Source organism: Streptomyces sp. NPDC048442 (assembly GCF_040651475.1).
Taxonomy (GTDB): domain Bacteria; phylum Actinomycetota; class Actinomycetes; order Streptomycetales; family Streptomycetaceae; genus Streptomyces.
In genome coordinates, this window is the sequence record NZ_JBEZKB010000006.1 from 298,699 (window position 1) to 318,774 (window position 20,076).

Here is a 20,076-nt window from a genome sequence, read left to right on the forward strand (position 1 = left end):
ACTCGGACGCGGATCCGTGCGGGAGCGGCCCCGGACTCGTTCCGCGCCAGAGTGCCACTCATCGTGCCGCCACCTACGACGTTCCTCCCAGACATACATATATCTACCACTCGAAGTAGTGAACTCTGGTACGCGGAAAGGCAAGTGACGGGCAGACTGGCCCTCGGCGGGGAGGCCTGGAACGCGCGAGAGGAGTCGGTAATGCGACACGGCCCCGCGGTACGCCGGCGCAAGCTCGGAGAAGAATTGCGCAGACTGCGCGACAGGGCAGGGCTCACCAGCCCGGAGGCCGCGCGTCTGGTCGGCTGGCACCAGTCGAAGGTCAGCCGGATCGAAACCGGACACAGCGGCGCGAAGCCCGAGGACGTGGCACTGCTGCTCTCGGTGTACGACGTCCAGGAGCCCCAACTGCGGCTGCTCCTGGAGGCGTTGGCGGAGACGTCCGGGGAGTCGGGCACCCAGTGGTGGCACGCCTACCGGGGTCTGCTGCCGCCCCAGTACCGGGACTTCATCAGTCTGGAGTCGCAGGCGTGCACGGCGCGCACGCTCGAAACCTCTGTGGTTCCAGGGCTGTTGCAGACGCCGGACTACGCACGGACGGTCACGAGGGCAACGTTGTCCGGGCTGCCTGTGCGGAAGATCGACTCACTGGTGGAGGTGCGCCTCGCCCGGCAGGAGGTCCTGCGGGCTGCCTCACCGCTGACCCTGAGTGCCGTACTGGACGAGGCGGTACTGCACAGGGCGGTGGGCGGCGAGCGGGTGATGAAGGAGCAGATGCGGCATCTGCTGGAGATGGCGGAGCTGCCTCATGTGCAGTTACAGGTGTTGCCATTTGGGGCGGGTGCGCACACGGGTCTCACCGGGGCTTTCGTTATTTTCTCCTTTCCGAACATTGCAGATCTGGATGTGGTTGTTATTGACCACCTGGCGAGTAGCCTCTATCTGGAACGGAAAGAAGACCTTGCCCAGTACTCGGCCGCTTTCCAGCGGATCCAGGCACAGGCCCTTCCGCACGGGGACTCCCTGGATCTGATCGCGGGCGTCCGGTGAATCCCCCATTGGTGACGACGCGCAGGGAGGAACCATGTCCCCACACCTCGCGAACGTACCTTCCAGCCTGCAGTTGCACGGCGCAGCGTGGCGCCGCAGCAGCCGCAGCACCGGCATGAACAACTGCGTCGAGACGGCAACGGCCCTCGGTGGCCTGCTGGCCGTCCGTGACTCGAAGCGCGTGAGCCGCCCCGCCCTCCTCTTCAGCGCCGACGCCTGGTCCCGCTTCGTCGGCGCGGTACGCACGGAGGCACTGTGACGCACCACCGCACCATGAACCGCACCACCGCACCATGAACTGACAGATCATCAAGACGCGGGTGCGGTACGGACAATGACGTCCACCGCACCCGCGATCTGTGCGTCCGTGAGGTCTGCCCTGGCCGTCAGCCGCAGCCGGGAGATGCCGTCCGGGACGGACGGCGGCCGGAAGCAGCCGACACCAAGGCCCTCGGTGCGGCAGTCGGCCGCCCACTGCAGGGCCGCCTCCGCCGACGGGGCGCGGACGGAGACCACGGCCGCGTCCGGGCGTACCGCGGCGAGTCCGGCAGCGGTCAACTGCCGGTGCAGGGCGGCCGATACGTCGCGCGCACGGGCGGCGCGGCCCGGCTCGCGGCGCAGCAGCCGCAGGCTCGCGAGGGCAGCTCCGGCGGCTGCGGGGGCGAGTCCGGTGTCGAAGATGAACGTACGAGCCGCGTTGACCAGGTGGTCGATGACGTGTGCCGGGCCGAGGACCGCACCGCCCTGGCTGCCGAGGGACTTCGACAGGGTGACCGTCGCGACGACGTCCGGCGCACCCGCGAGGCCCGCGGCGTGCAGGGCGCCGCGCCCGCCGTCACCGAGGACACCGAGGCCGTGTGCGTCGTCGACGACCAGTCCCGCACCGAACTCCCTTGCCACGGCTGCGAGTTCGGCGAGCGGGGCGGCGTCTCCGTCGACCGAGAAGACGGAGTCCGTGACCACGAGCGCCCGTCCGTCGCGCCCGTCGGGGGCGTGCCCGTCAGGGGCATGTCCGCGGGGGACGTGTCCGTGGGGGACGTACCCGTCCAAAACCTTGCGCACTGCCTGCGGGTCGGCGTGCGGGACCACGGCCGTCTCGGCGCGGGACAGCCGGCAGCCGTCGACGATCGAGGCGTGGTTGCCGGCGTCGGAAACGATCAGGGAGCCGCGGGCGGTCAGTGCGGTGAGTGCGGCCAGGTTGGCCGCGTAGCCGGAGGACAGTACGAGGGCGGCCTCGAAGCCGGTGAAATCGGCGAGTTCCCGCTCCAGTTCGGCGTGCAGGGCGGTGCTGCCGGTGACGAGCCGGGACCCGGTCGCGCCCGCCCCCCAGCGCTGCGCCGCTTCGGCCGCGGCCCCGACCGTCTCCGGGTGGCGGGTCAGGCCGAGGTAGTCGTTGCTCGCGAGGTCGAGGACGGGGCTGTCCGCGGGGCGCGGGCGCAGCGTCCTGACGAGCCCGGCGCGGGCACGGCGGGCGGCCTCTTCCCCGATCCAGCCGAAGGGGTTCGCGGGCGTGGGACGATCGGGCATGGCGGGAACCCTCCGGTGGGGCAGCACTTTGTAGGCAGCCCACAGACACTAGCCGGACCGGATCCCCGTCAGGGTGTGGCAATACCCACACCTCGAACCCGCGCTCTTGTCCGGATCCTCCTTGGCCCGGGGCGGTGCCGTAGGTCAGGATCATGCTCATGGACCTGCTGAACACACTGGTGGAGAAGGGGCTTCGGCGCGAGCTGCCGACCCGCGAAGAAGCGCTCGCCGTCCTGGCGACGACCGACGACGAACTGCTCGACGTGGTGGCCGCGGCCGGCAAGGTGCGCCGCCAGTGGTTCGGGCGGCGGGTGAAGCTCAACTACCTCGTCAACCTCAAGTCGGGGCTCTGCCCGGAGGACTGCTCGTACTGCTCGCAGCGGCTCGGTTCCAAGGCCGAGATCCTGAAGTACACCTGGCTGAAGGCGGACGAGGCGTCGCAGGCAGCGGCCGCCGGTGTCGCGGGCGGCGCGAAGCGGGTCTGCCTGGTGGCGAGCGGGCGCGGTCCCACCGACCGGGACGTGGACCGGGTCTCGAAGACCATCGAGGCGATCAAGGAAGCGAACGAGGGCGTCGAGGTCTGCGCCTGCCTCGGCCTGCTGTCGGACGGCCAGGCGGAGCGGCTGCGGTCCGCGGGCGCGGACGCGTACAACCACAACCTCAACACGTCGGAGTCGACGTACGGGGACATCACCACCACGCACACCTACGCGGACCGCGTCGAGACCGTCCAGCAGGCGCAGGCCGCGGGCCTGTCCGCCTGCTCGGGCCTGATCGCGGGCATGGGCGAGTCCGACGCGGACCTGGTCGACGTCGTCTTCTCGCTGCGCGAGCTCGACCCGGACTCGGTGCCGGTCAACTTCCTCATCCCGTTCGAGGGGACGCCGCTCGCCAAGGAGTGGAACCTCACGCCGCAGCGGGCGCTGCGCATCCTGGCGATGGTGCGGTTCGTCTGCCCGGACGTCGAGGTACGGCTGGCCGGAGGCCGCGAGGTGCACCTGCGGACGATGCAGCCGCTCGCCCTGCACCTGGTCAACTCGATCTTCCTGGGCGACTACCTGACCAGCGAGGGCCAGGCGGGCCAGGCCGACCTGGAGATGATCGCGGACGCGGGCTTCGAGGTGGAGGGCACGGACACGACGACGCTGCCGGAGCACCGGGCGGGCGGCGGCTGCGGATCGGTGTGCGGCGGTGACGAGGCGTCGGCATGCGGTACGGACGAGACGGCCGTGCCCGCCGCGCGCGAGGAGGCACGTACGGATCTGGTGGCGGTGCGCCGGCGCGGGGCGGGAACGGACCTCGCGCCCAATGCCTGACCTCTCCGCTAAGCACCCTCTCTCCCCCGCCGAGCTCCTGCGCCTGGACCGGGAGCACGTCTGGCATCCGTACGGTCCGATGCCGGGCCGCGCCGAGCCGCTCGTCGTGGAGTCCGCGTCGGGGGTGCGGCTGCGGCTCGCCGGGCCCGCGCACGGCCACACCGAGCTGATCGACGGCATGTCGTCGTGGTGGTCGGCGGTGCACGGCTACAACCACCCCGTCCTCAACGAGGCGGCGACGGAGCAGCTGGGCCGGATGAGCCATGTGATGTTCGGCGGGCTCACCCACGAACCCGCGGTGCGGCTGGCGGCCAGGCTCGTGGAGATCACCCCGGAGCCGCTGCGGCACGTGTTCCTCTCGGACTCGGGGTCGGTGGCCGTCGAGGTCGCGGTGAAGATGTGCCTCCAGTACTGGCGCTCGGTGGGCCGCCCGGCCAAGCAGCGCCTGCTGACCTGGCGCGGCGGTTACCACGGCGACACCTGGCAGCCGATGGCGGTGTGCGACCCCGAGGGCGGTATGCACCAGCTGTGGCAGGGGGTCCTGCCCCGCCAGCTCTTCGTACGGGAACCACCGGTGGAGTACGAGGAGGCGTACGCGGACGAGCTGCGGGCCGCCGTCGCACGGCACGCGGACGAGCTGGCGGCGGTGATCGTCGAGCCGGTGGTGCAGGGCGCGGGCGGCATGCGCTTTCACTCCCCCGCGTACCTGCGGGTGCTGCGCGAGGCGTGCGACGCACACGACGTACTGCTGGTCTTCGACGAGATCGCGACGGGCTTCGGCAGGACCGGGACCCTCTTCGCGGCCGACCAGGCGTCCGTCTCCCCGGACGTGATGTGCCTCGGCAAGGCGCTGACCGGCGGCTATCTGACGATGGCGGCCACCCTGTGTACGTCGCGGGTGGCGGACGGCATCTCGCAGGGCGAGGTCCCCGTGCTCGCCCACGGCCCGACCTTCATGGCCAACCCCCTGGCGGCGGCGGTCGCCTGCGCATCGATCGACCTGCTGCTCGGCCAGAACTGGCAGCAGGAGGTGAAACGGCTGGAGACGGGCCTGCGGGACGGCCTGGCGGAGGCCGGGTCGCTGCCCGGCGTACGGGAGGTACGTGTCCTCGGCGGCATCGGAGTCGTACAGCTCGACCACGCGGTCGACATGGCTGCGGCGACGGAGGCGGCGGTACGGGAGGGCGTGTGGCTGCGACCGTTCAGGGACCTCATCTACACCATGCCGCCGTACGTCACCGACAACGAGGACCTGTCCCGCATCTGCCGAGCGGTCACCGCGGCAGCGGCAGCGGGCTGAGGGGGCGGGGCACGAACCGGCCCCTTCAGGGGCGCGGGGCAGCATCGATCTGCGGCTCCGCCGCGTGGGCGCGACCAGCCACGACGCACCCGCAGAATGCACACGAGAAGGACACCACGTATGAGCATCATCGTCGTCACCGGCACCAACACCGACATCGGCAAGACCGTCGTCACCGCCGCCCTCGCCGCCCTCGCCCATGCCAAGGGCCAACGCGTCGTCGTGCTGAAGCCCGCGCAGACCGGCGTCGGTCCCGGTGAGGACGGCGACGCGCACGTCGCAGCCAGGCTGGCCGGCGAGGGCAACAGCCACGGCACCGGCACCGGCGTCGACACCCTCGAACTCGCCCGCTTCCCCGAACCCCTCGCCCCCGCCACCGCCGCCCGCCGCGCCGGCCTCCCCCCGGTGACCCCCCAGGACGTGGCCGATGCCGCGCGCAAACTGGCGACCGAGTACGACCTCGTACTGATCGAGGGAGCAGGCGGACTCCTCGTACGCCTGGACGGCAACGGCGGTACCCTCGCCGACGCCGCCCGCCTGCTCGGCGCCCCCGTGCTCGTCGTCGCCGCTCCCGCCCTCGGCACGCTCAACTGTGTGCAGCTGACCGGAGAGGCCCTGCGGGCCAGGGGTCTGGAGACGCTCGGCGTGGTCATCGGCTGCTGGCCCGACGCCCCCGGACTCGCCGAACGGTGCAACGTCGGCGAGCTCGCCGAGATGGCAGGAGCCCCGCTGCTGGGGGCCGTGCCCGAGGGTTCCGGCGGGCTGGATCCCGTACGGTTCCGGGCGCAGGCCTGCCAGTGGCTCGCGCCGGAGCTGGGTGGGGAATGGGACGCGACCGCGTTCGAGTCCGCGTTCGCGGCGGCCACCCCGCCTTCCGTAGGCTGAGCGGCATGCGTGCACGAATCGACGAGATCGTTTTCGACTGTGCCGATCCGGCGGCCCTGGCGCGGTTCTGGGCCGGCCTGGTGGGCGGCGAACCGGTGCGCCGGAGTCCGGACTGGTCGTACATCGACCTTCCCGCCGACGAACCCGGAAAATTCAGCAACCGGCTGGCGTTCCAGCGCGTACCGGAGGGCAAGGCCGTCAAGAACCGGCTGCACCTCGACCTGCTCGCCGAGGACATCCCTGCCTTCAGCGCGGAGGCGGTGGCGCTCGGGGCGACGCTCAGCGGCTCCGTCGTGACGGACGAAGCCGGTTCGTTCCAGGTGCTGCTCGACCCCGAGGGCAACGAGTTCTGCTTCGTTTCCGGCGCGTGACTGGCCGACTCTTCTCCGCAACGGGCACACTCGCGGTATCCGCCCGTCCCCCCACGGAGGAGATTCGTGATGGTCCGACCCCGGTCGCAGCGCGTCAGGATCCCGCACGACGCCGTCCACCATCCGCTGTTCGCCCGCTTCTACGCCCGGCAGAGCGTCTTCGCGGACCTGCACGCCGGTATCGCCGCCCACCGGAAGGAACTGCTGGCCGGGCTGTCCGGCCGGGTCCTTGAGGTCGGCGCAGGCAACGGCCTCAACTTCGCGTACTACCCGTCGGCCGTCTCCGAGGTCGTCGCCATCGAACCCGAACGCACCCTGCGGGAGCTGGCGCTGCGCGCGGCGGTCAGGGCCGAGGTCCCGGTGGACGTGGTGCCCGGCGCGGCGGAGGCGCTCCCGGTGAAGAGCGAGGCGTACGACGCGGTGGTGTTCTCGCTGGTGCTCTGCACCGTACGGAACGTGGAGCGGGCCCTCGCGGAGGCCAGGCGGGTGCTGCGTCCCGGCGGTGAGCTGCGGTTCTTCGAGCACGGGCGGGACGAGGGGCGGTGGATGGCGCGGTCCCAGCGGGCCCTGGACCGCACCGTGTGGCCGCTGCTGTTCGGGAACTGCCACACCTCGCGGGATCCGCTGGCCGCGATCACGGCCGCCGGGTTCGCACTCGGCCCGTACCGGCGGCTGAACGTACCGGAGAAGGGGATTCGGCTGCCGTCGTCGGCGTGCGTACTGGGCACGGCACGGCGACCGGACGCCGACTGAGCACCGCAACAGCCGTTCTGGTCCGCCCGGTTCGTCTCACTCCGTCCAGCGGCGCAGTTCGCCCGCGAGGGCGGTGACGTCCGCCCTGCCGTCCTTCACGAGCTGCGCCAGGTCCCGTACCTGCTCGGCCGACGGCTCGACCTTCAGCCCGCAGGCGACGAGGTAGCCGTACGCCACGGAGGAGGCGTACAGGGCGTTCGAGTGCTCCAACGCCGGTACGTGGAGGAGGAGTTGGAGGAGCGCCGCAGCGCGGGTGTGCGGGTCGTCGTAGACCGGGACGCCGAAGATCTCCGCCTCGTGGCGGGCGACCGCGGCCACGAGGGCGCCCCAGTCGACGACCCGGGGGTCGCCCGGGGTGCGGTGCTCGGCGATCATGAGGAGCCAGGCTAGGTCGATGCGCAGGGTCACCGCGCCGCTTCGCCCCGGATCCCTCTCGATCCGGACTCCTCCGCGAACACGGATTCGTAACTCCGCATGAAGTCGGCGGCGGCGTCGACGAAGGTGCGCCCCACCTCCCCCGCGTCCTGTTTGACGAGTTCCTCGATGTACCGGTTGACGCTCACGCCGCGCTGGAGGGCGCGGGCACGGGCGGCTTCGGCGGTGGAGGTGTCCACGCGTACGTTCAGCTGGGTCTTGGCCACACGTCGACGCTAGCGGGCGGATGCTAGCGCACGCAAGAGCGAACAGCTCGGGCATTTCGGCTGCCCCTTACAGATACCCCGGGCACCCGACCTCCGGGGGATGTGCACCCCCGGCAGCAGCCTCTACTCTCCTTGTTCCCAAGGGAGTTGGGGCGACCGCAACCCGGGGAGGCCGTCGTGTCCACGCCTGCTGCCGAATCTGCCGCCACGCCTGCCGCCGCACCTGCCGCCGCCCGTGCCCGCAGCCTGACCAAGGCGTACGGGAGCGGCGAGACCACCGTCCTCGCGCTGGACGCCGTCGACGTCGACATCGAGCGCGGGCGGTTCACCGCGGTGATGGGCCCCTCCGGCTCGGGAAAGTCGACGCTGATGCACTGCCTGGCCGGTCTCGACACTGTCTCGGCGGGGCAGGTGTGGCTGGGCGGGACCGAGATCACCGGGCTGCGCGAGCGAGAGCTGACGCGGCTGCGGCGGGACCGGATCGGCTTCATGTTCCAGTCCTTCAACCTGCTGCCCACGCTGTCGGCGGCGGAGAACATCACGCTGCCGATGGACATCGCGGGGCGTCGGCCCGACCGGGAGTGGGTGGACCGGGTGATCGACACGCTGGGACTGCGCGACCGGCTCGGGCACCGGCCCTCCCAGCTCTCCGGCGGGCAGCAGCAACGGGTGGCCTGCGCACGGGCGTTGGCCTCCCGGCCGGAGCTGATCTTCGCGGACGAGCCGACCGGCAACCTCGACTCGCGGTCGGGCGCCGAAGTGCTCTCGTTCCTGCGCGAGGCGGTCGACTCCCTGGAGCAGACGGTGGTAATGGTCACGCACGACCCCGGCGCGGCGGCCTACGCGGACCTGGTGGTCTTCCTGGGAGACGGCCGGATCGTGGACACCATGTCCGGACCCACGGCCGAGAAAGTACTGGAGCGGATGAAACGCTTCGACGGCATCGCCCGCATCCGCAAGGGCTGTGGCTGACCGCATCGCGGAATTCTCTCGACACCGCCGTCGGGGCGATGGTGGGATGCACCCATGGACGATCCAGGAAGCGCGCGCCTGCGGAGCGCGACCGCCGCCGACCTCGACGCCGTGCTCGCCTTCTGGAAGACGGCCGCCGAGGGCACCAGCATCAGCGACGACCGGGAGGGCGTGGAGCGCCTGGTCGCCCGCGACCCGGAGGCGCTGATCCTGGCGGAGCGGGACGGGGCACTGGTCGGCACCGTCATCGCCGGGTTCGACGGCTGGCGCTGCTCGCTCTACCGGCTGGCGGTCCATCCGGACCACCGGCGGCGGGGGATCTCCGGCGCGCTCCTCGCCGCCGCCGAGGAGCGTTTCGTCACTCTCGGCGGGCGGCGCGGGGACGCCATGGTGCTGGACGAGAACGCGCTCGCACACCCCGCCTGGCGGTCGGCGGGGTACGCACCCCAGCCGCAGTGGAGCCGATGGGTCAAGCCGCTCGGGCAGTGACGGCGAGCCGCTCGGGCGGTGACCACGGCCGGCGGCGATCGAACAGCTTTGCCTGTCCTTTACTATGGGTGCTTCATTCTGGGACTTCCAGGATCTTCCGACTTCCCGACATGAAAGGTGTGAGCGTCCGTCCATGGGCGAGCCTCCCAGTAGCCGACATCGCGCATTCCTCCTGACCCTGCTCGATCATGGGACGGAGGTGAACCGATGATTGAAGTGCTTCTGCTCCTCGTGGCCGTGCTGCTCTCGCTGATCTGCGGTGCCTTCGTCGCAGCCGAGTTCTCGCTGACGACCATCGAGCGCGGGGACCTCGAACGGGCCGTCGAGCGCGGTGAGCGGGGCGCGGACAGCGCCCTGAAGGCCGTACGCAGCCTCACCTTCCAGCTGTCGGGCGCCCAGCTCGGCATCACTGTCACCAACCTCCTCGTCGGCATGCTCGCCGAGCCGTCGGTCTCCAAGCTGCTCCGGGGCCCGGCCGAAGCGGTCGGTCTGTCCCCCGCCGTGGCCTCCTCGGTGGCGCTCGTCATCGGTACGGCGCTGTCGACCGTCGTCCTGATGGTCGTCGGCGAGCTGGTCCCCAAGAACTGGGCGATCTCCTCGCCGCTGGCCGTCGCGAAGGTCGTGGCCACCCCGCAGCGGATGTTCACGGCCGCGTTCAAGCCGCTGATCAGCCACCTCAACAACACGGCCAACCGCATCCTGCGCCGCTTCGGCATGGAGCCCGCCGAGGAGCTGGCGTCCGCACGCAGCCCGCAGGAGCTGGTCGCGCTGGCCCGGCACTCCGCCAAGGAGGGCGCGCTGGAGGCCGACACGGCCGAGCTGTTCGTCCGTACGCTCAACCTGGCCAAGCTCACCGCGGAGAACGTGATGACGCCGCGCGTGCAGGTCACCGCGCTGGACGTACAGGCCACCGCCGAGGACGTCGCGAACGCCACCCGGGCGACCGGGCTGTCCCGCTTCCCCGTGTACCGGGGCAGCCTGGACTCGGTGGTCGGCCTGGTGCACATCAAGGACGTACTGGCCGTGCCCGCCGGGCGCAGGCCCCGGCACCCGGTCACCGAGCTGGTCCGCGAGCCGCTGCTCGTCCCCGAGACGCTGACCGTGGACAAGCTCCTGGACCGGCTGTCCGGCAAGCGGACGATGGCCGTCGTCATCGACGAGTACGGCGGCACGGCCGGTGTGGTCACCCTGGAGGACATCGTCGAGGAAGTCGTCGGCGAGGTCCGCGACGAGCACGACCCGCACGAGACCCCCGACCTCGCCCGCGCGGGCGAGGACACCGACGGCCGCGACCTGTGGTCGGCGGACGGCGCCGCCCGCACCGACCAGCTGGAGCGGATCGGGCTGCGCGTGCCGGAGGGCCCGTACGAAACCCTGGCCGGACTCATCGCCAACGAGCTGGGACGGATCCCCGAGGTGGGCGACTGCGTGGAGCTGTCGGGCTGGAAACTGGACGTGGTGGACGCGGGCGGACGACGCGCGGCGAGGGTGCTGATGCACGTGCCGCCGACGTCGGAGAACATCCGTGCCGAAGAGACGGAGGCCGGACGATGACCGCGATACAGCTCCTCATCGGCCTGCTCACGCTGGTCGTCAACGCCTTCTTCGTCGGCGCGGAATTCGCGCTGATCTCGGTGCGCCGCTCGCAGATCGAGCCGGAGGCCGAGGCCGGGAACCGCAGGGCGCGCAGCGTCATCTGGGGCCTGGAGCACGTCTCGGCGCTGCTGGCCGCCGCCCAGCTGGGCATCACGCTGTGCACCCTGGTGCTGGGCATCGTCGCCGAGCCCGCCATCGCGCACCTGCTGGAGCCCCTGTTCCACGCGGTGGGCGTGCCGGACGCCCTGACGCACCCGATCTCGTTCGTCATCGCGCTGGCCGTGGCCACGTACCTGCACATGCTGCTGGGCGAGATGGTGCCGAAGAACATCGCGCTGGCCGAGCCGACGAAGACCGCGCTGCTGCTCGGTCCGCCGCTGGTGGCACTGGCCCGCGCGCTGCGCCCGGTGATCTTCACGATCAACTCCTTCGCCAACCTGCTGCTCAAGCTGCTGAAGGTGGAGGTGAAGGGCGAGGTGTCGGCGACGTTCTCGGACGACGAGCTGGCCCGCCTGGTGAAGGACGCCGGGGACGCCGGGCTCCTGGACGACCGGGCCGCCGAGCGGCTGCGGGACGCCCTGGAGCTGGGCCGCCGTCCGGTGGGGGACGTCGTGATGCCGGTGGAGCGCGTGGTGTACGCGCAGGTAGGGACCACTCCGGAGGAGTTGGAACGGCTGGCCTCCGAGTCCGGCTTCTCGCGCTTCCCCGTCCTCGACTCGACGCGGCGCATCCTGGGCTACCTCCATGTGAAGGACGCCCTGGACGCGACGCCGCGCGATCTGCCGTTCCCGGTCACCGCGATGCGGCCGATCGCCCGGGTGCGGGCCCAGACGCCGCTGGACGACGTGCTGACGGCGATGCGCCGCAGCCGTACGCACCTGGCGGCCGTGGCCGACGTGGACGGCCGGCCCGCGGGTCTGGTCACCATGGAGGACGTGCTGCGGGAACTGGTCGGACCACCGCAGCAGGCCTGACGCACACTGCCCGGCCCCTCACCCGAGGGGCCGGGCAGTGTCGTTTCCCGACCGCGCGCGTCCACAAGCGATTGGGTACGATCACTCCGCCATGGAGATGAATGCCACCTACACCAGCTTTGTCGCGGTCGGCGACTCCTTCACCGAGGGAATGTCCGACGCCCTGCCCGACGGCTCGTACCGCGGCTGGGCCGATCTGCTCGCCGCCCGCCTGGCGGCCCGTACGCCCGGATTCCGGTACGCCAATCTCGCGGTGCGCGGCAAGCTCATCGGCCAGATCGCCGACGAGCAGGCACCGCTCGCCGCCGCGATGAAGGCGGACGTGGTGACACTGGTGGGCGGCCTCAACGACGCCCTGCGCCCCAAGGTGGACATGGGCCGGGTACGCGCGAAGCTGACCGAGGCCGTCGAGCAACTGGCGCCGTCCTGCAAGCAGTTGGTACTGATGCGCAGCCCGGGCCGCAACGGTCCGGTCATGGAGCGGTTCCGGCCGCGCATGGAGGAGCTGTTCACCGTCGTCGACGACCTGGCGGCGAAGCACGGCGCGGTGGTCGTGGACCTGTACGGAGCCGCCGTCCTGGGCGACCGGCGGATGTGGGACGTGGACCGGCTGCACCTGACCGCCGAGGGGCACCGCAGGGTCGCCGAAGCGGTCTGGCAGGCGCTCGGCCAAGAGGCCGAGGACGACTGGCTGTCCCCGCTGCCGGCCACGGCGCCGCCGGGCTGGAGTGCGCGCAGGGTGAGCGACGCACGGTTCGCGCGCGAGCACCTGGTGCCGTGGATCGGACGGCGGATCACCGGCCGTTCCTCGGGGGACGGGAGGCCCGCGAAGAGGCCCGAGCTGCTTCCGTACGACGAGCCGCTCTCGTAGCAACGTACGAACGAACCCATGGCCCTGGCCTGCAGAAAGCGCCAGTAGAATCTGTTTACGTGACTGCTGCAAGTGCGAAGCCTCGCATTCCCAATGTCCTGGCCGGCCGCTACGCCTCCGCGGAGCTTGCCGTCCTGTGGTCCCCCGAGCAGAAGGTCAGGCTGGAGCGCCAGCTGTGGCTGGCCGTACTGCGTGCACAGAAGGACCTCGGGATCGAGGTTCCGGACGAGGCCCTCGCCGACTACGAGCGCGTACTCGACCAGGTCGACCTCGCCTCCATCGCCGAGCGCGAGAAGGTCACGCGGCACGACGTGAAGGCGCGGATCGAGGAGTTCAACGCCCTCGCCGGGCACGAGCAGGTCCACAAGGGCATGACGTCCCGCGACCTCACCGAGAACGTCGAGCAGCTCCAGATCCGGCTCTCCCTGGAGCTGATGCGCGACCGCACGGTCTCCGTCCTCGCCCGGCTGGGCAAGCTGTCCGGCGAGTACGCCGAGCTGGTCATGGCGGGCCGCTCGCACAACGTGGCCGCGCAGGCCACCACCCTCGGCAAGCGCTTCGCGACCGCCGCCGACGAGCTGCTCGTCGCGTACGGCCGGCTTGAGGAGCTGCTCGGCCGTTACCCGCTGCGCGGCATCAAGGGCCCGGTCGGCACCGCCCAGGACATGCTCGACCTGCTGGGCGGCGACGCCGGGAAGCTGGCGGACCTGGAGCAGCGCATCGCGGGCCACCTCGGCTTCGCGCACGCCTTCACCTCGGTCGGCCAGGTCTACCCGCGCTCGCTGGACTACGAGGTGGTGACCGCGCTGGTGCAGCTGGCCGGCGCCCCGTCCTCGGTCGCGAAGACGATCCGCCTGATGGCGGGCCACGAGCTGGTCACCGAGGGCTTCAAGCCCGGCCAGGTCGGCTCCTCCGCGATGCCGCACAAGATGAACACCCGCTCCTGCGAGCGCGTCAACGGCCTGATGGTCATCCTGCGCGGCTACGCGTCGATGACCGGCGAGCTGGCGGGCGACCAGTGGAACGAGGGCGACGTGTCCTGCTCCGTGGTCCGCCGGGTGGCGCTGCCGGACGCGTTCTTCGCGTTCGACGGCCTCCTTGAGACCTTCCTGACGGTGCTCGACGAGTTCGGCGCGTTCCCGGCGGTCGTCGCCCGCGAGCTGGACCGCTACCTGCCGTTCCTCGCCACGACGAAGGTCCTGATGGCGGCCGTACGGGCGGGTGTCGGCCGGGAGGCCGCGCACGAGGTCATCAAGGAGCACGCGGTGGCCTCCGCGCTGGCCATGCGCGAGCAGGGCGCCGAGCGCAACGAGCTGCTCGACAAGCTCGCGGCGGACGACCGGATGCCGCTGGACCGCGCGCAGCTCGACGAGCTGATGGCGGACAAGCTCTCCTTCACGGGTGCCGCAGGTCAGCAGGTGGCCGCGCTGGTCGCCCGTATCGAGGAGATCACCAAGCAGCACCCCGAGGCGGCGGGCTACACCCCCGGCTCGATCCTCTGAGGGACGTCCACGACCCGTGCTGAGTCCCGAGGAACTCCAGGCCGCCCGCGACCACGTCATTCCCGACGTGATCGCGGGCGGTCTGCGTGTGCTGTTCTGCGGGATCAACCCGAGCCTGATGTCGGGCGCGACCGGCCACCACTTCGCCCGCCCCGGCAACCGCTTCTGGCCGGTGCTGCACCGGTCGGGCTTCACTCCGAGGCAGCTCAAGCCGTACGAGCAGGACGAGTTGCTCGTGTACGGGCTCGGCATCACCAACGTGGTGGCGCGGGCCACCGCGCGCGCCGACGAGCTGGCCGCGGAGGAGTTCCGGGAGGGCGGGCGGCTGCTCACCGAGAAGGTGGAACGGCTGCGGCCCCAGTGGCTGGCGGTGGTCGGCGTGACCGCGTACCGGACGGCCTTCGGGGAGCGGAAGGCGCAGATCGGACCGCAGGAGCGGACGATCGGCGGCGCCCGTCTCTGGGCGCTGCCCAATCCCAGCGGCCTCAACGCGCACTGGAGCGTGCAGGCGATGGCGCAGGAGTACGGGCGGCTGCGGGCGGCTGCGGAGGACAGCGCGGGAAAGCAGCGGCGGAAGGCAGCGCCGGAAGGTGGCGCCGAGAGGTAGCGGCCTGCAACGATCCGGTTCCGCTTTGTACCGCCCGGCTCGCCCTGGCACCTCGCCTGCTAGTACGATCCGGCAGACAAGCGTACGAGCTGGGAGGACACGTTGGGGCGGCTGACCGGCGGGGACCCTTCTCTGTTGCGGCGGATCAACTCCGCGGTGGTCCTGCACGCCCTGCGCGGTGCGGACTCCGTGGACTCCCCCACCCTCACCGACCTGACCCGGATCACCGGCCTGTCCAGGCCCACCGTCGAGGGTGTCGTCGAGGGGCTCATCGAGACCGGTCTGGTCGTGGAGACGGTGGCCGATGAGGGCAGCGCGAAGCGCCAGGGGCGGCCCGCGCGGCGGTTCCGCTTCCGGGCCGAGGCGGGGCATCTGCTGGGCATCGAGATCGGCCCGCACCGCATTTCCGCGCTGCTGTCGGGTCTTGACGGGCGGATCGTGGGCGCCGGATCCCGGGAGGTCGACGAGTCGGCCGGTGCGGACGACCGGCTGGAGCGGGTGCGCCAGGTGGTCGCCGACGTACTGCGCCGGGCCGGAGTGCCGCGCAGCTCGCTGCGGGCGGTCGGCATCGGCAGCCCCGGCATCGTCGAGGCGGACGGCACGGTGCGGCTCTGTACGGCACTGCCCGGCTGGACCGGCCTGCCACTGGGCGAGCGGCTGCGCCGGTCGTTCAGGTGCCCGGTGCTGGTGGAGAACGACGCCAACACCGCTGCGGTGGCCGAGCACTGGAAGGGCGTCGGGCAGGACACCGACGACCTTGTGTTCGTGCTGGCGGGGCTGAGCCCCGGCGCCGGTTCACTGATCGGCGGGCGGCTGCACCGGGGGTACGGCGGCGCGGCGGGCGAGATCGGCGCACTGCATCTGCTGGGGCGCGAGGCCCGGCCGGAAAAGCTCCTCTCGACGACCGACGAGCCGCTGCATCCGCTGGACGAGCATGCGGTGGCGGTGGTCTTCGCCGAGGCCAAGCGTGGTGACGTACAGGCGCAGGCAGCGGTGGAACGGTTCATTCAGCGGCTGGTGCACGACGTCGCGGCGCTGGTCCTGGCACTCGACCCGGAGCTGGTCGTGATCGGCGGGTGGGCGGCCGGCATCGACGGCGTGCTGGATCCGCTGCGCGGTGAGCTGGAGCGGTACTGCCTGCGTCCGCCACGGGTGGCGCTGTCGCTGCTCGGCGAGGCGTCGGTGGCGACGGGTGCGCTGCGCCTCGCGCTGGATCACGTCGAGGAGCAGCTGTTCGCGGTGGAGACCACGGTGACGGCCCGCCGCTAGACGGCGCAGAGCGGTCCATGCGTACGGCCTGCCGGTGTTCGCCGGGAAGCGTCACCTGCGTACGGCCTGCCGGTGTTCGGCGGGAAGCGGCACCTGCGTAAGGCCCGCCGGTGACGAGGTCGGCGGCGGGCCGTACGTACGAAAAGAGCCGAGGTCAGGACGCGTGGGCGGCCGGGCCGTGGTGGCTGATCTCCAGGTCGCCCGAGTCGCCGAAGGTCAGCCGGCAGGTGTCCGCCCGGTACGTCGCGACGGAGACGGCGGCGGTGCGGCCCTGGGCGAAGTAGCGGGTGGTGACGACCAGGACGGGCGCGCCCGGCAGCCGGTCGAGCTCCTTGGCGTCGTCGGCGCGGGCTGAGCCCAGTTCGACGGCGCGGTCCTGGCCGTCCAGGCCGAGGCGCTGGAGTTCGCGCAGCACGCTGCGGGCGCGGACCGGGCCCGACGGGGCCTCTATGGCCGGGAGTTCGGGCACCGAGGCCGCCGGGACGTACAGCAGCTCGGCGGCGACCGGCTGGCCGTGCGTCGTGCGGGTGCGTCGCACGGTGTGCAGTTCGCCCTCGACGCCGGTGAACATCCGGGTCACCGCGGCCGGGGCGGCGGCGATCGTTGCGGTCGTGCAGTCGGCAGGCTGCCAGACGTCGTCGGCCGCGCCCGGCCAGGTGTGCTGCGAGGTGGAGACGTCGACCCGGGGCGGGGCGACCGTGGTGCCCACGCCGCGGCGGCGGTGCAGGCGGCCCTCCAGCTCCAGCTGTTCGAGCGCCTGGCGGAGCGTGGCGCGGGCGACGCCGAAGCGGGCCGCCAGATCACGCTCGTTGGGGAGGATCTCGCCGACCGAGAAGTCGGTGTCGAGTGCCTCGCTGAGCACGGTCTTGAGGTGCCAGTACTTCGGCTCCGGCACCGTTTCGAGCTGCGTGGTCCCCACCCTGATCCTCCGCAATCGCCGCGTCCCCCGCGGCGTTCCGTGTTCCGCGCCTTTGTTTATTAAAGGTCCTTGCACTAACTCTGCGACCATAGGACGGCACATCTGGTTGGTCAAGACCAATACCTCGCGGGATGGCGCAGGACAGCAGACCGCCCCGCATCCGACGGGCGGACGCGGGGCGGGGGGTAGGGGGGCGCGGACGGCTACTCCACTGCGAGTGCGGTGAGTTTGTCCGGGTTGCGCACGATGTAGACGCACTGGATGAGTCCGTCGGCCACATCCAGCTGGAAGACGCCGTCCGGCTCCCCGTTCGCCAGGATCAGCACCGCGGGCCCGCCGTTGAGCTCGGTGAGGCGGACCTCCATGCCCGGGATCGCCTTCTGCGCCACGCCGATCAGGAAGCGCGCCACCTTGTCCGCGCTCTCCACGATCCGCAGCGGCACCTTCGACTTGCCGCCGCCGTCGCCGATCAGCCTGGCATCGGGGGCCAGCAGCGACAGCAGTTCACCGAGGTCGCCGCCGGTGGCCGCGGCGAGGAACCGTTCGGTGAGGTCGCGCTGCTGCACCGGGTCCACGTCGTAGCGCGGCTTGCGCTCGTCGACGTGCTTGCGGGCCCGGCCGGCGAGCTGGCGCACCGCCGCGTCCGACTTGTCGAGCGCGGTGGCGATCTCTCCGTACGGGAAGCCGAAAGCCTCGCGCAGGACGAACACGGCGCGCTCCAGCGGCGAGAGCGATTCGAGCACGACGAGGACGGCGAGGGAGACCGACTCGGCGAGGACGGCCTGTTCCGCGGTGTCGGGGGCGGTCACGCCGAAGTCCGTCTCGAAGGGCTCGGGAAGCCACGGCCCGACGTACGCCTCGCGGCGCGACTGCACGTGCCGCAGCCGGTCGATGGCGAGGCGGGTGGTGATCCGTACGAGATACGCGCGCGGGGCGCGGACATCCTCGCGGCCCTCGGCCGACCAGCGCAGCCAGGCCTCCTGAACGACGTCCTCCGCATCGGCCACGCGGCCGAGCATGCGGTAGGCGACTCCGGTCAGGACATGGCGGTGCTCTTCGAAGAGGGCGGACAGGTCATTCGGGTCGGTCACGGTATCGGCAGTCACGGGTCCATCCCAGCTCACGGGCCTGGCACTGTCCAGCATCGACCGCACTCTTGAACTCCATCCTACTGAAGGGTAGTTATTACTGACAGACCGTCTAAGGCCGTAGCCCGGGGACACAGCGGCCCAGGGATCCGAGGGAGCTGCACACCATGACCGCCAGCATCGAGTTCACCGTCGAGTCCCCCGGGGGCCCGCGCACCGCTTCCGTCTCGTACGAGCGGGTGGGGCGGGGCGCGCCGCTGCTTCTGCTGCACGGCATCGGGCACCACTGGCAGGCCTGGGAGCCGGTGCTGTCCGCGCTGTCGGCGGAGCGGGACGTCATCGCCGTCGACCTGCCGGGGTTCGGGGCCTCGCCCGCCCTCCCCGACGGCATGTCGTACGACCTGGGTGCGGTGGTGCCCGTACTGGCCGCGCTGTGCGAGGAGCTCGGCGTCGACCGCCCGCACGTGGCGGGGAACTCGCTCGGCGGGCTGCTCGCCCTGGAGCTGGGCCGCGAGAAGCTCGTGCGGTCGGTGACGGCGCTGTCCCCCGCCGGGTTCTGGACGCAGGCCGAGCGGCGGTACGCGTTTACGACACTGCGCGGGATGCGGGCGACGGCGAGGGCCATGCCGTTGCCGCTGATCGAGCGGCTGTCGAGGAGCGAGGCGGGGCGATTCGCGCTGACCAGCACCATCTACGCAAAGCCGGGGCGGCGCACGCCGGAGGCCGTCGTCGCGGAGACCCTCGCACTGCGGGAGGGCTCCGGGTTCGGGCCGACGCTGGCCACCGGGCGCGCCGTCCAGTTCCGGGACGATGTGCCGGACATCCCGGTGACGGTGGCATGGGGGACGAAGGACCGGCTGCTGGTGCGGCGGCAGGGGGTGCGGGCGAAGGACGTCATTCCGGGGGCGCGGCTGGTCCGGCTGCCGGGGTGCGGGCATGTGCCGATGAACGACGATCCGGCGCTGGTGGCGCGGGTCATTCTGGACACGAGTCGCTGACAGCCCGCCCTGGGGCGTCCACCCTTTCGAGTACTTGCCAGGTTGGAAAGTAGGTGCCAACCTGGAAAGCACGAGCAGTGCACGCGATGCTGCACGGATCGCTCCGAGGGGGAGAAATGTCTGAACACACCCATGCCGCAGAGGCGTTGAGGCAGGCCGACAGAGTGGAGAGCGCGGCCTGGCAGGGCAGCAGCTGGTATCTGCGCTTCCTGCTGGTGTTCGGGCTGGCCCAACTCGTGATCGCGCCGACGCTGGTCCTGTGGCGGGGCCCGGCGAGCACCTTCGTCGCCATCGGCGTCAACACGGCGGTGGTGATCGCCATGAGCGTGTACGCGGCACGCCAGCGCACCCTCCGCCGGGGGTTCGGGATACGACACGGTGCGGTGATCGGCGGGTGGGGAGTGGCCTTCGGGCTCACGGCCGCTCTCGGGACCACCTTCCTCCACGGCAATACACTCTTCGCCGCGGTGGCCACCCTCGCCTGCGCCCTGCCCTTCGCTGTCGGGGCCTGGTTCGAGATACGGAGGCCGGCATGACCGGCAAGGAGCCCGGGACGCACCCCCGGCACGCACTCGCCCCCTTGCTGACCTCACCGGTGCGGCTGTCGGTGGTGGCGGCTCTCTCCCCCTTGGAAAAGGCGGAGTTCAGCTTCGTACGAGACCTGGTGGAGGTGTCCGACTCCGTACTGTCCAAGCAGGTGGCCGCGCTGGAGGAGGCCGGCTGGATCACCGTGCAGAAGGGGCGCGTCGAGCGGCGGCCCCGGACCTGGCTCTCACTCACGAAAGAGGGGCGGGCCGCGTACCGGCAGCATCTGGACGCACTGCGGGCCATCGCCGGGGGCCAAGGGCTTGACTCCCCGGCGTGACCTGGGCGAACGTACCTCGTCACGGGGGCGGTCAGCGCCAGTCACCCCTCGTCGGAAATCGCAGCGAAACGACCAGAAGCACG

Annotated in this window: 23 protein-coding genes; 18 read left to right on the forward strand and 5 right to left on the reverse strand. The window is 71.3% G+C overall.

What is annotated here, in order from left to right:
- Positions 1-201 precede the first annotated feature (201 nt).
- The gene (locus AB0D18_RS12490; RefSeq protein ID WP_362415811.1) at positions 202-1,050 is read left to right on the forward strand and encodes a helix-turn-helix transcriptional regulator; all 849 of its coding nucleotides are present in this window, start codon (positions 202-204) and stop codon (positions 1,048-1,050) included.
- Positions 1,051-1,084: 34 nt separating this feature from the next.
- The gene (locus AB0D18_RS12495; RefSeq protein WP_362415813.1) at positions 1,085-1,309 is read left to right on the forward strand and encodes a DUF397 domain-containing protein; all 225 of its coding nucleotides are present in this window, start codon (positions 1,085-1,087) and stop codon (positions 1,307-1,309) included.
- 50 nt (positions 1,310-1,359) lie between these two features.
- On the opposite strand, the gene AB0D18_RS12500 is transcribed toward AB0D18_RS12495, so the two are convergent.
- A complete protein-coding gene (locus AB0D18_RS12500; RefSeq protein WP_362415815.1) occupies positions 1,360-2,577 on the reverse strand; it encodes an 8-amino-7-oxononanoate synthase in 1,218 nt (405 codons plus the stop codon).
- Between the two features lie 158 nt (positions 2,578-2,735).
- Here AB0D18_RS12500 and bioB point away from each other — a divergent pair, with 158 nt between their 5' ends.
- From bioB to AB0D18_RS12525, 5 genes are all read left to right on the forward strand, one after another.
- Entirely contained in the window at positions 2,736-3,893 is a 1,158-nt protein-coding gene (gene bioB, locus AB0D18_RS12505) for a biotin synthase BioB (RefSeq protein ID WP_362415817.1), read from the forward strand.
- Entirely contained in the window at positions 3,886-5,193 is a 1,308-nt protein-coding gene (locus AB0D18_RS12510) for an adenosylmethionine--8-amino-7-oxononanoate transaminase (RefSeq protein WP_362415819.1), read from the forward strand. Before bioB ends, AB0D18_RS12510 begins: the two co-directional genes overlap by 8 nt.
- Positions 5,194-5,313: 120 nt before the next feature.
- Entirely contained in the window at positions 5,314-6,078 is a 765-nt protein-coding gene (bioD, locus tag AB0D18_RS12515; RefSeq protein WP_362415821.1) for a dethiobiotin synthase, read from the forward strand.
- A gap of 5 nt (positions 6,079-6,083) precedes the next feature.
- On the forward strand, positions 6,084-6,449 hold the full coding sequence (locus AB0D18_RS12520; RefSeq protein WP_362415823.1) for a VOC family protein: 366 nt from the start codon (positions 6,084-6,086) through the stop codon (positions 6,447-6,449).
- A 69-nt stretch (positions 6,450-6,518) separates the two neighbouring features.
- Positions 6,519-7,202: a class I SAM-dependent methyltransferase gene (locus AB0D18_RS12525; RefSeq protein WP_362415825.1), complete on the forward strand. Its 684-nt coding sequence runs from the start codon at positions 6,519-6,521 to the stop codon at positions 7,200-7,202.
- A gap of 36 nt (positions 7,203-7,238) precedes the next feature.
- Here the strand turns inward: AB0D18_RS12525 and AB0D18_RS12530 are convergent, their stop codons facing one another.
- Positions 7,239-7,610: a fic family toxin-antitoxin system, toxin component gene (locus tag AB0D18_RS12530; protein WP_362415827.1), complete on the reverse strand. Its 372-nt coding sequence runs from the start codon at positions 7,608-7,610 to the stop codon at positions 7,239-7,241.
- Entirely contained in the window at positions 7,607-7,843 is a 237-nt protein-coding gene (locus tag AB0D18_RS12535) for an antitoxin (protein ID WP_362415829.1), read from the reverse strand. The genes AB0D18_RS12530 and AB0D18_RS12535 overlap by 4 nt, the downstream gene beginning before the upstream one ends.
- Positions 7,844-8,020: 177 nt before the next feature.
- Here AB0D18_RS12535 and AB0D18_RS12540 point away from each other — a divergent pair, with 177 nt between their 5' ends.
- From AB0D18_RS12540 to AB0D18_RS12575, 8 genes are all read left to right on the forward strand, one after another.
- A complete protein-coding gene (locus tag AB0D18_RS12540; RefSeq protein ID WP_362415831.1) occupies positions 8,021-8,815 on the forward strand; it encodes an ABC transporter ATP-binding protein in 795 nt (264 codons plus the stop codon).
- Positions 8,816-8,869: 54 nt separating this feature from the next.
- Positions 8,870-9,304, forward strand: coding sequence for a GNAT family N-acetyltransferase (locus AB0D18_RS12545; protein WP_362415833.1), 435 nt, complete (start codon positions 8,870-8,872; stop codon positions 9,302-9,304).
- A 207-nt stretch (positions 9,305-9,511) separates the two neighbouring features.
- Positions 9,512-10,858, forward strand: coding sequence for a hemolysin family protein (locus AB0D18_RS12550; RefSeq protein WP_362415835.1), 1,347 nt, complete (start codon positions 9,512-9,514; stop codon positions 10,856-10,858).
- On the forward strand, positions 10,855-11,874 hold the full coding sequence (locus AB0D18_RS12555) for a hemolysin family protein (RefSeq protein WP_362415837.1): 1,020 nt from the start codon (positions 10,855-10,857) through the stop codon (positions 11,872-11,874). The genes AB0D18_RS12550 and AB0D18_RS12555 overlap by 4 nt, the downstream gene beginning before the upstream one ends.
- A 91-nt stretch (positions 11,875-11,965) precedes the next feature.
- Complete coding sequence (locus AB0D18_RS12560) at positions 11,966-12,745, forward strand: SGNH/GDSL hydrolase family protein (RefSeq protein WP_362415839.1); 780 nt, start codon at positions 11,966-11,968, stop codon at positions 12,743-12,745.
- A gap of 59 nt (positions 12,746-12,804) precedes the next feature.
- Positions 12,805-14,247, forward strand: a complete 1,443-nt coding sequence (gene purB, locus AB0D18_RS12565; RefSeq protein ID WP_362415841.1) for an adenylosuccinate lyase — start codon at positions 12,805-12,807, stop codon at positions 14,245-14,247.
- A 19-nt stretch (positions 14,248-14,266) separates the two neighbouring features.
- The gene (mug, locus tag AB0D18_RS12570; RefSeq protein WP_362415966.1) at positions 14,267-14,854 is read left to right on the forward strand and encodes a G/U mismatch-specific DNA glycosylase; all 588 of its coding nucleotides are present in this window, start codon (positions 14,267-14,269) and stop codon (positions 14,852-14,854) included.
- A 102-nt stretch (positions 14,855-14,956) separates the two neighbouring features.
- Positions 14,957-16,123 (forward strand): ROK family protein, encoded by a 1,167-nt coding sequence (locus AB0D18_RS12575; RefSeq protein ID WP_362415843.1) that lies wholly within the window; start codon positions 14,957-14,959, stop codon positions 16,121-16,123.
- 154 nt (positions 16,124-16,277) lie between these two features.
- Here AB0D18_RS12575 and AB0D18_RS12580 read toward each other — a convergent pair whose 3' ends face one another.
- Together AB0D18_RS12580 and AB0D18_RS12585 are read right to left on the reverse strand one after the other, a co-directional pair.
- A complete protein-coding gene (locus tag AB0D18_RS12580; protein ID WP_362415845.1) occupies positions 16,278-17,042 on the reverse strand; it encodes a GntR family transcriptional regulator in 765 nt (254 codons plus the stop codon).
- 203 nt (positions 17,043-17,245) lie between these two features.
- Positions 17,246-18,148, reverse strand: a complete 903-nt coding sequence (locus AB0D18_RS12585) for an RNA polymerase sigma-70 factor (RefSeq protein ID WP_362415847.1) — start codon at positions 18,146-18,148, stop codon at positions 17,246-17,248.
- A gap of 149 nt (positions 18,149-18,297) precedes the next feature.
- Here AB0D18_RS12585 and AB0D18_RS12590 point away from each other — a divergent pair, with 149 nt between their 5' ends.
- The 3 genes from AB0D18_RS12590 (at position 18,298) to AB0D18_RS12600 (ending at position 19,993) form a co-directional block, all read left to right on the forward strand.
- Positions 18,298-19,128: an alpha/beta fold hydrolase gene (locus tag AB0D18_RS12590; protein WP_362415849.1), complete on the forward strand. Its 831-nt coding sequence runs from the start codon at positions 18,298-18,300 to the stop codon at positions 19,126-19,128.
- Between the two features lie 116 nt (positions 19,129-19,244).
- Positions 19,245-19,664, forward strand: a complete 420-nt coding sequence (locus AB0D18_RS12595) for a hypothetical protein (protein WP_362415851.1) — start codon at positions 19,245-19,247, stop codon at positions 19,662-19,664.
- Positions 19,661-19,993 (forward strand): transcriptional regulator, encoded by a 333-nt coding sequence (locus AB0D18_RS12600; protein WP_362415853.1) that lies wholly within the window; start codon positions 19,661-19,663, stop codon positions 19,991-19,993. Before AB0D18_RS12595 ends, AB0D18_RS12600 begins: the two co-directional genes overlap by 4 nt.
- Positions 19,994-20,076: the final 83 nt, after the last annotated feature.

What these genes read in the sequence shown, in the direction of transcription:
- AB0D18_RS12510 (WP_362415819.1), top strand. Translation starts at nt 3,886, where the DNA reads ATGCCTGACCTCTCCGCTAAGCACCCTCTCTCCCCCGCCGAGCTCCTG.
- bioD (WP_362415821.1), top strand. Translation starts at nt 5,314, where the DNA reads ATGAGCATCATCGTCGTCACCGGCACCAACACCGACATCGGCAAGACC.
- AB0D18_RS12595 (WP_362415851.1), top strand. Translation starts at nt 19,245, where the DNA reads ATGTCTGAACACACCCATGCCGCAGAGGCGTTGAGGCAGGCCGACAGA.
- AB0D18_RS12500 (WP_362415815.1), bottom strand. Translation starts at nt 2,577, where the DNA reads ATGCCCGATCGTCCCACGCCCGCGAACCCCTTCGGCTGGATCGGGGAA.
- AB0D18_RS12495 (WP_362415813.1), top strand. Translation starts at nt 1,085, where the DNA reads ATGTCCCCACACCTCGCGAACGTACCTTCCAGCCTGCAGTTGCACGGC.
- AB0D18_RS12600 (WP_362415853.1), top strand. Translation starts at nt 19,661, where the DNA reads ATGACCGGCAAGGAGCCCGGGACGCACCCCCGGCACGCACTCGCCCCC.
- AB0D18_RS12520 (WP_362415823.1), top strand. Translation starts at nt 6,084, where the DNA reads ATGCGTGCACGAATCGACGAGATCGTTTTCGACTGTGCCGATCCGGCG.
- AB0D18_RS12560 (WP_362415839.1), top strand. Translation starts at nt 11,966, where the DNA reads ATGGAGATGAATGCCACCTACACCAGCTTTGTCGCGGTCGGCGACTCC.
- AB0D18_RS12550 (WP_362415835.1), top strand. Translation starts at nt 9,512, where the DNA reads ATGATTGAAGTGCTTCTGCTCCTCGTGGCCGTGCTGCTCTCGCTGATC.
- AB0D18_RS12590 (WP_362415849.1), top strand. Translation starts at nt 18,298, where the DNA reads ATGACCGCCAGCATCGAGTTCACCGTCGAGTCCCCCGGGGGCCCGCGC.
- AB0D18_RS12555 (WP_362415837.1), top strand. Translation starts at nt 10,855, where the DNA reads ATGACCGCGATACAGCTCCTCATCGGCCTGCTCACGCTGGTCGTCAAC.
- AB0D18_RS12525 (WP_362415825.1), top strand. Translation starts at nt 6,519, where the DNA reads ATGGTCCGACCCCGGTCGCAGCGCGTCAGGATCCCGCACGACGCCGTC.
- AB0D18_RS12490 (WP_362415811.1), top strand. Translation starts at nt 202, where the DNA reads ATGCGACACGGCCCCGCGGTACGCCGGCGCAAGCTCGGAGAAGAATTG.
- bioB (WP_362415817.1), top strand. Translation starts at nt 2,736, where the DNA reads ATGGACCTGCTGAACACACTGGTGGAGAAGGGGCTTCGGCGCGAGCTG.
- AB0D18_RS12545 (WP_362415833.1), top strand. Translation starts at nt 8,870, where the DNA reads ATGGACGATCCAGGAAGCGCGCGCCTGCGGAGCGCGACCGCCGCCGAC.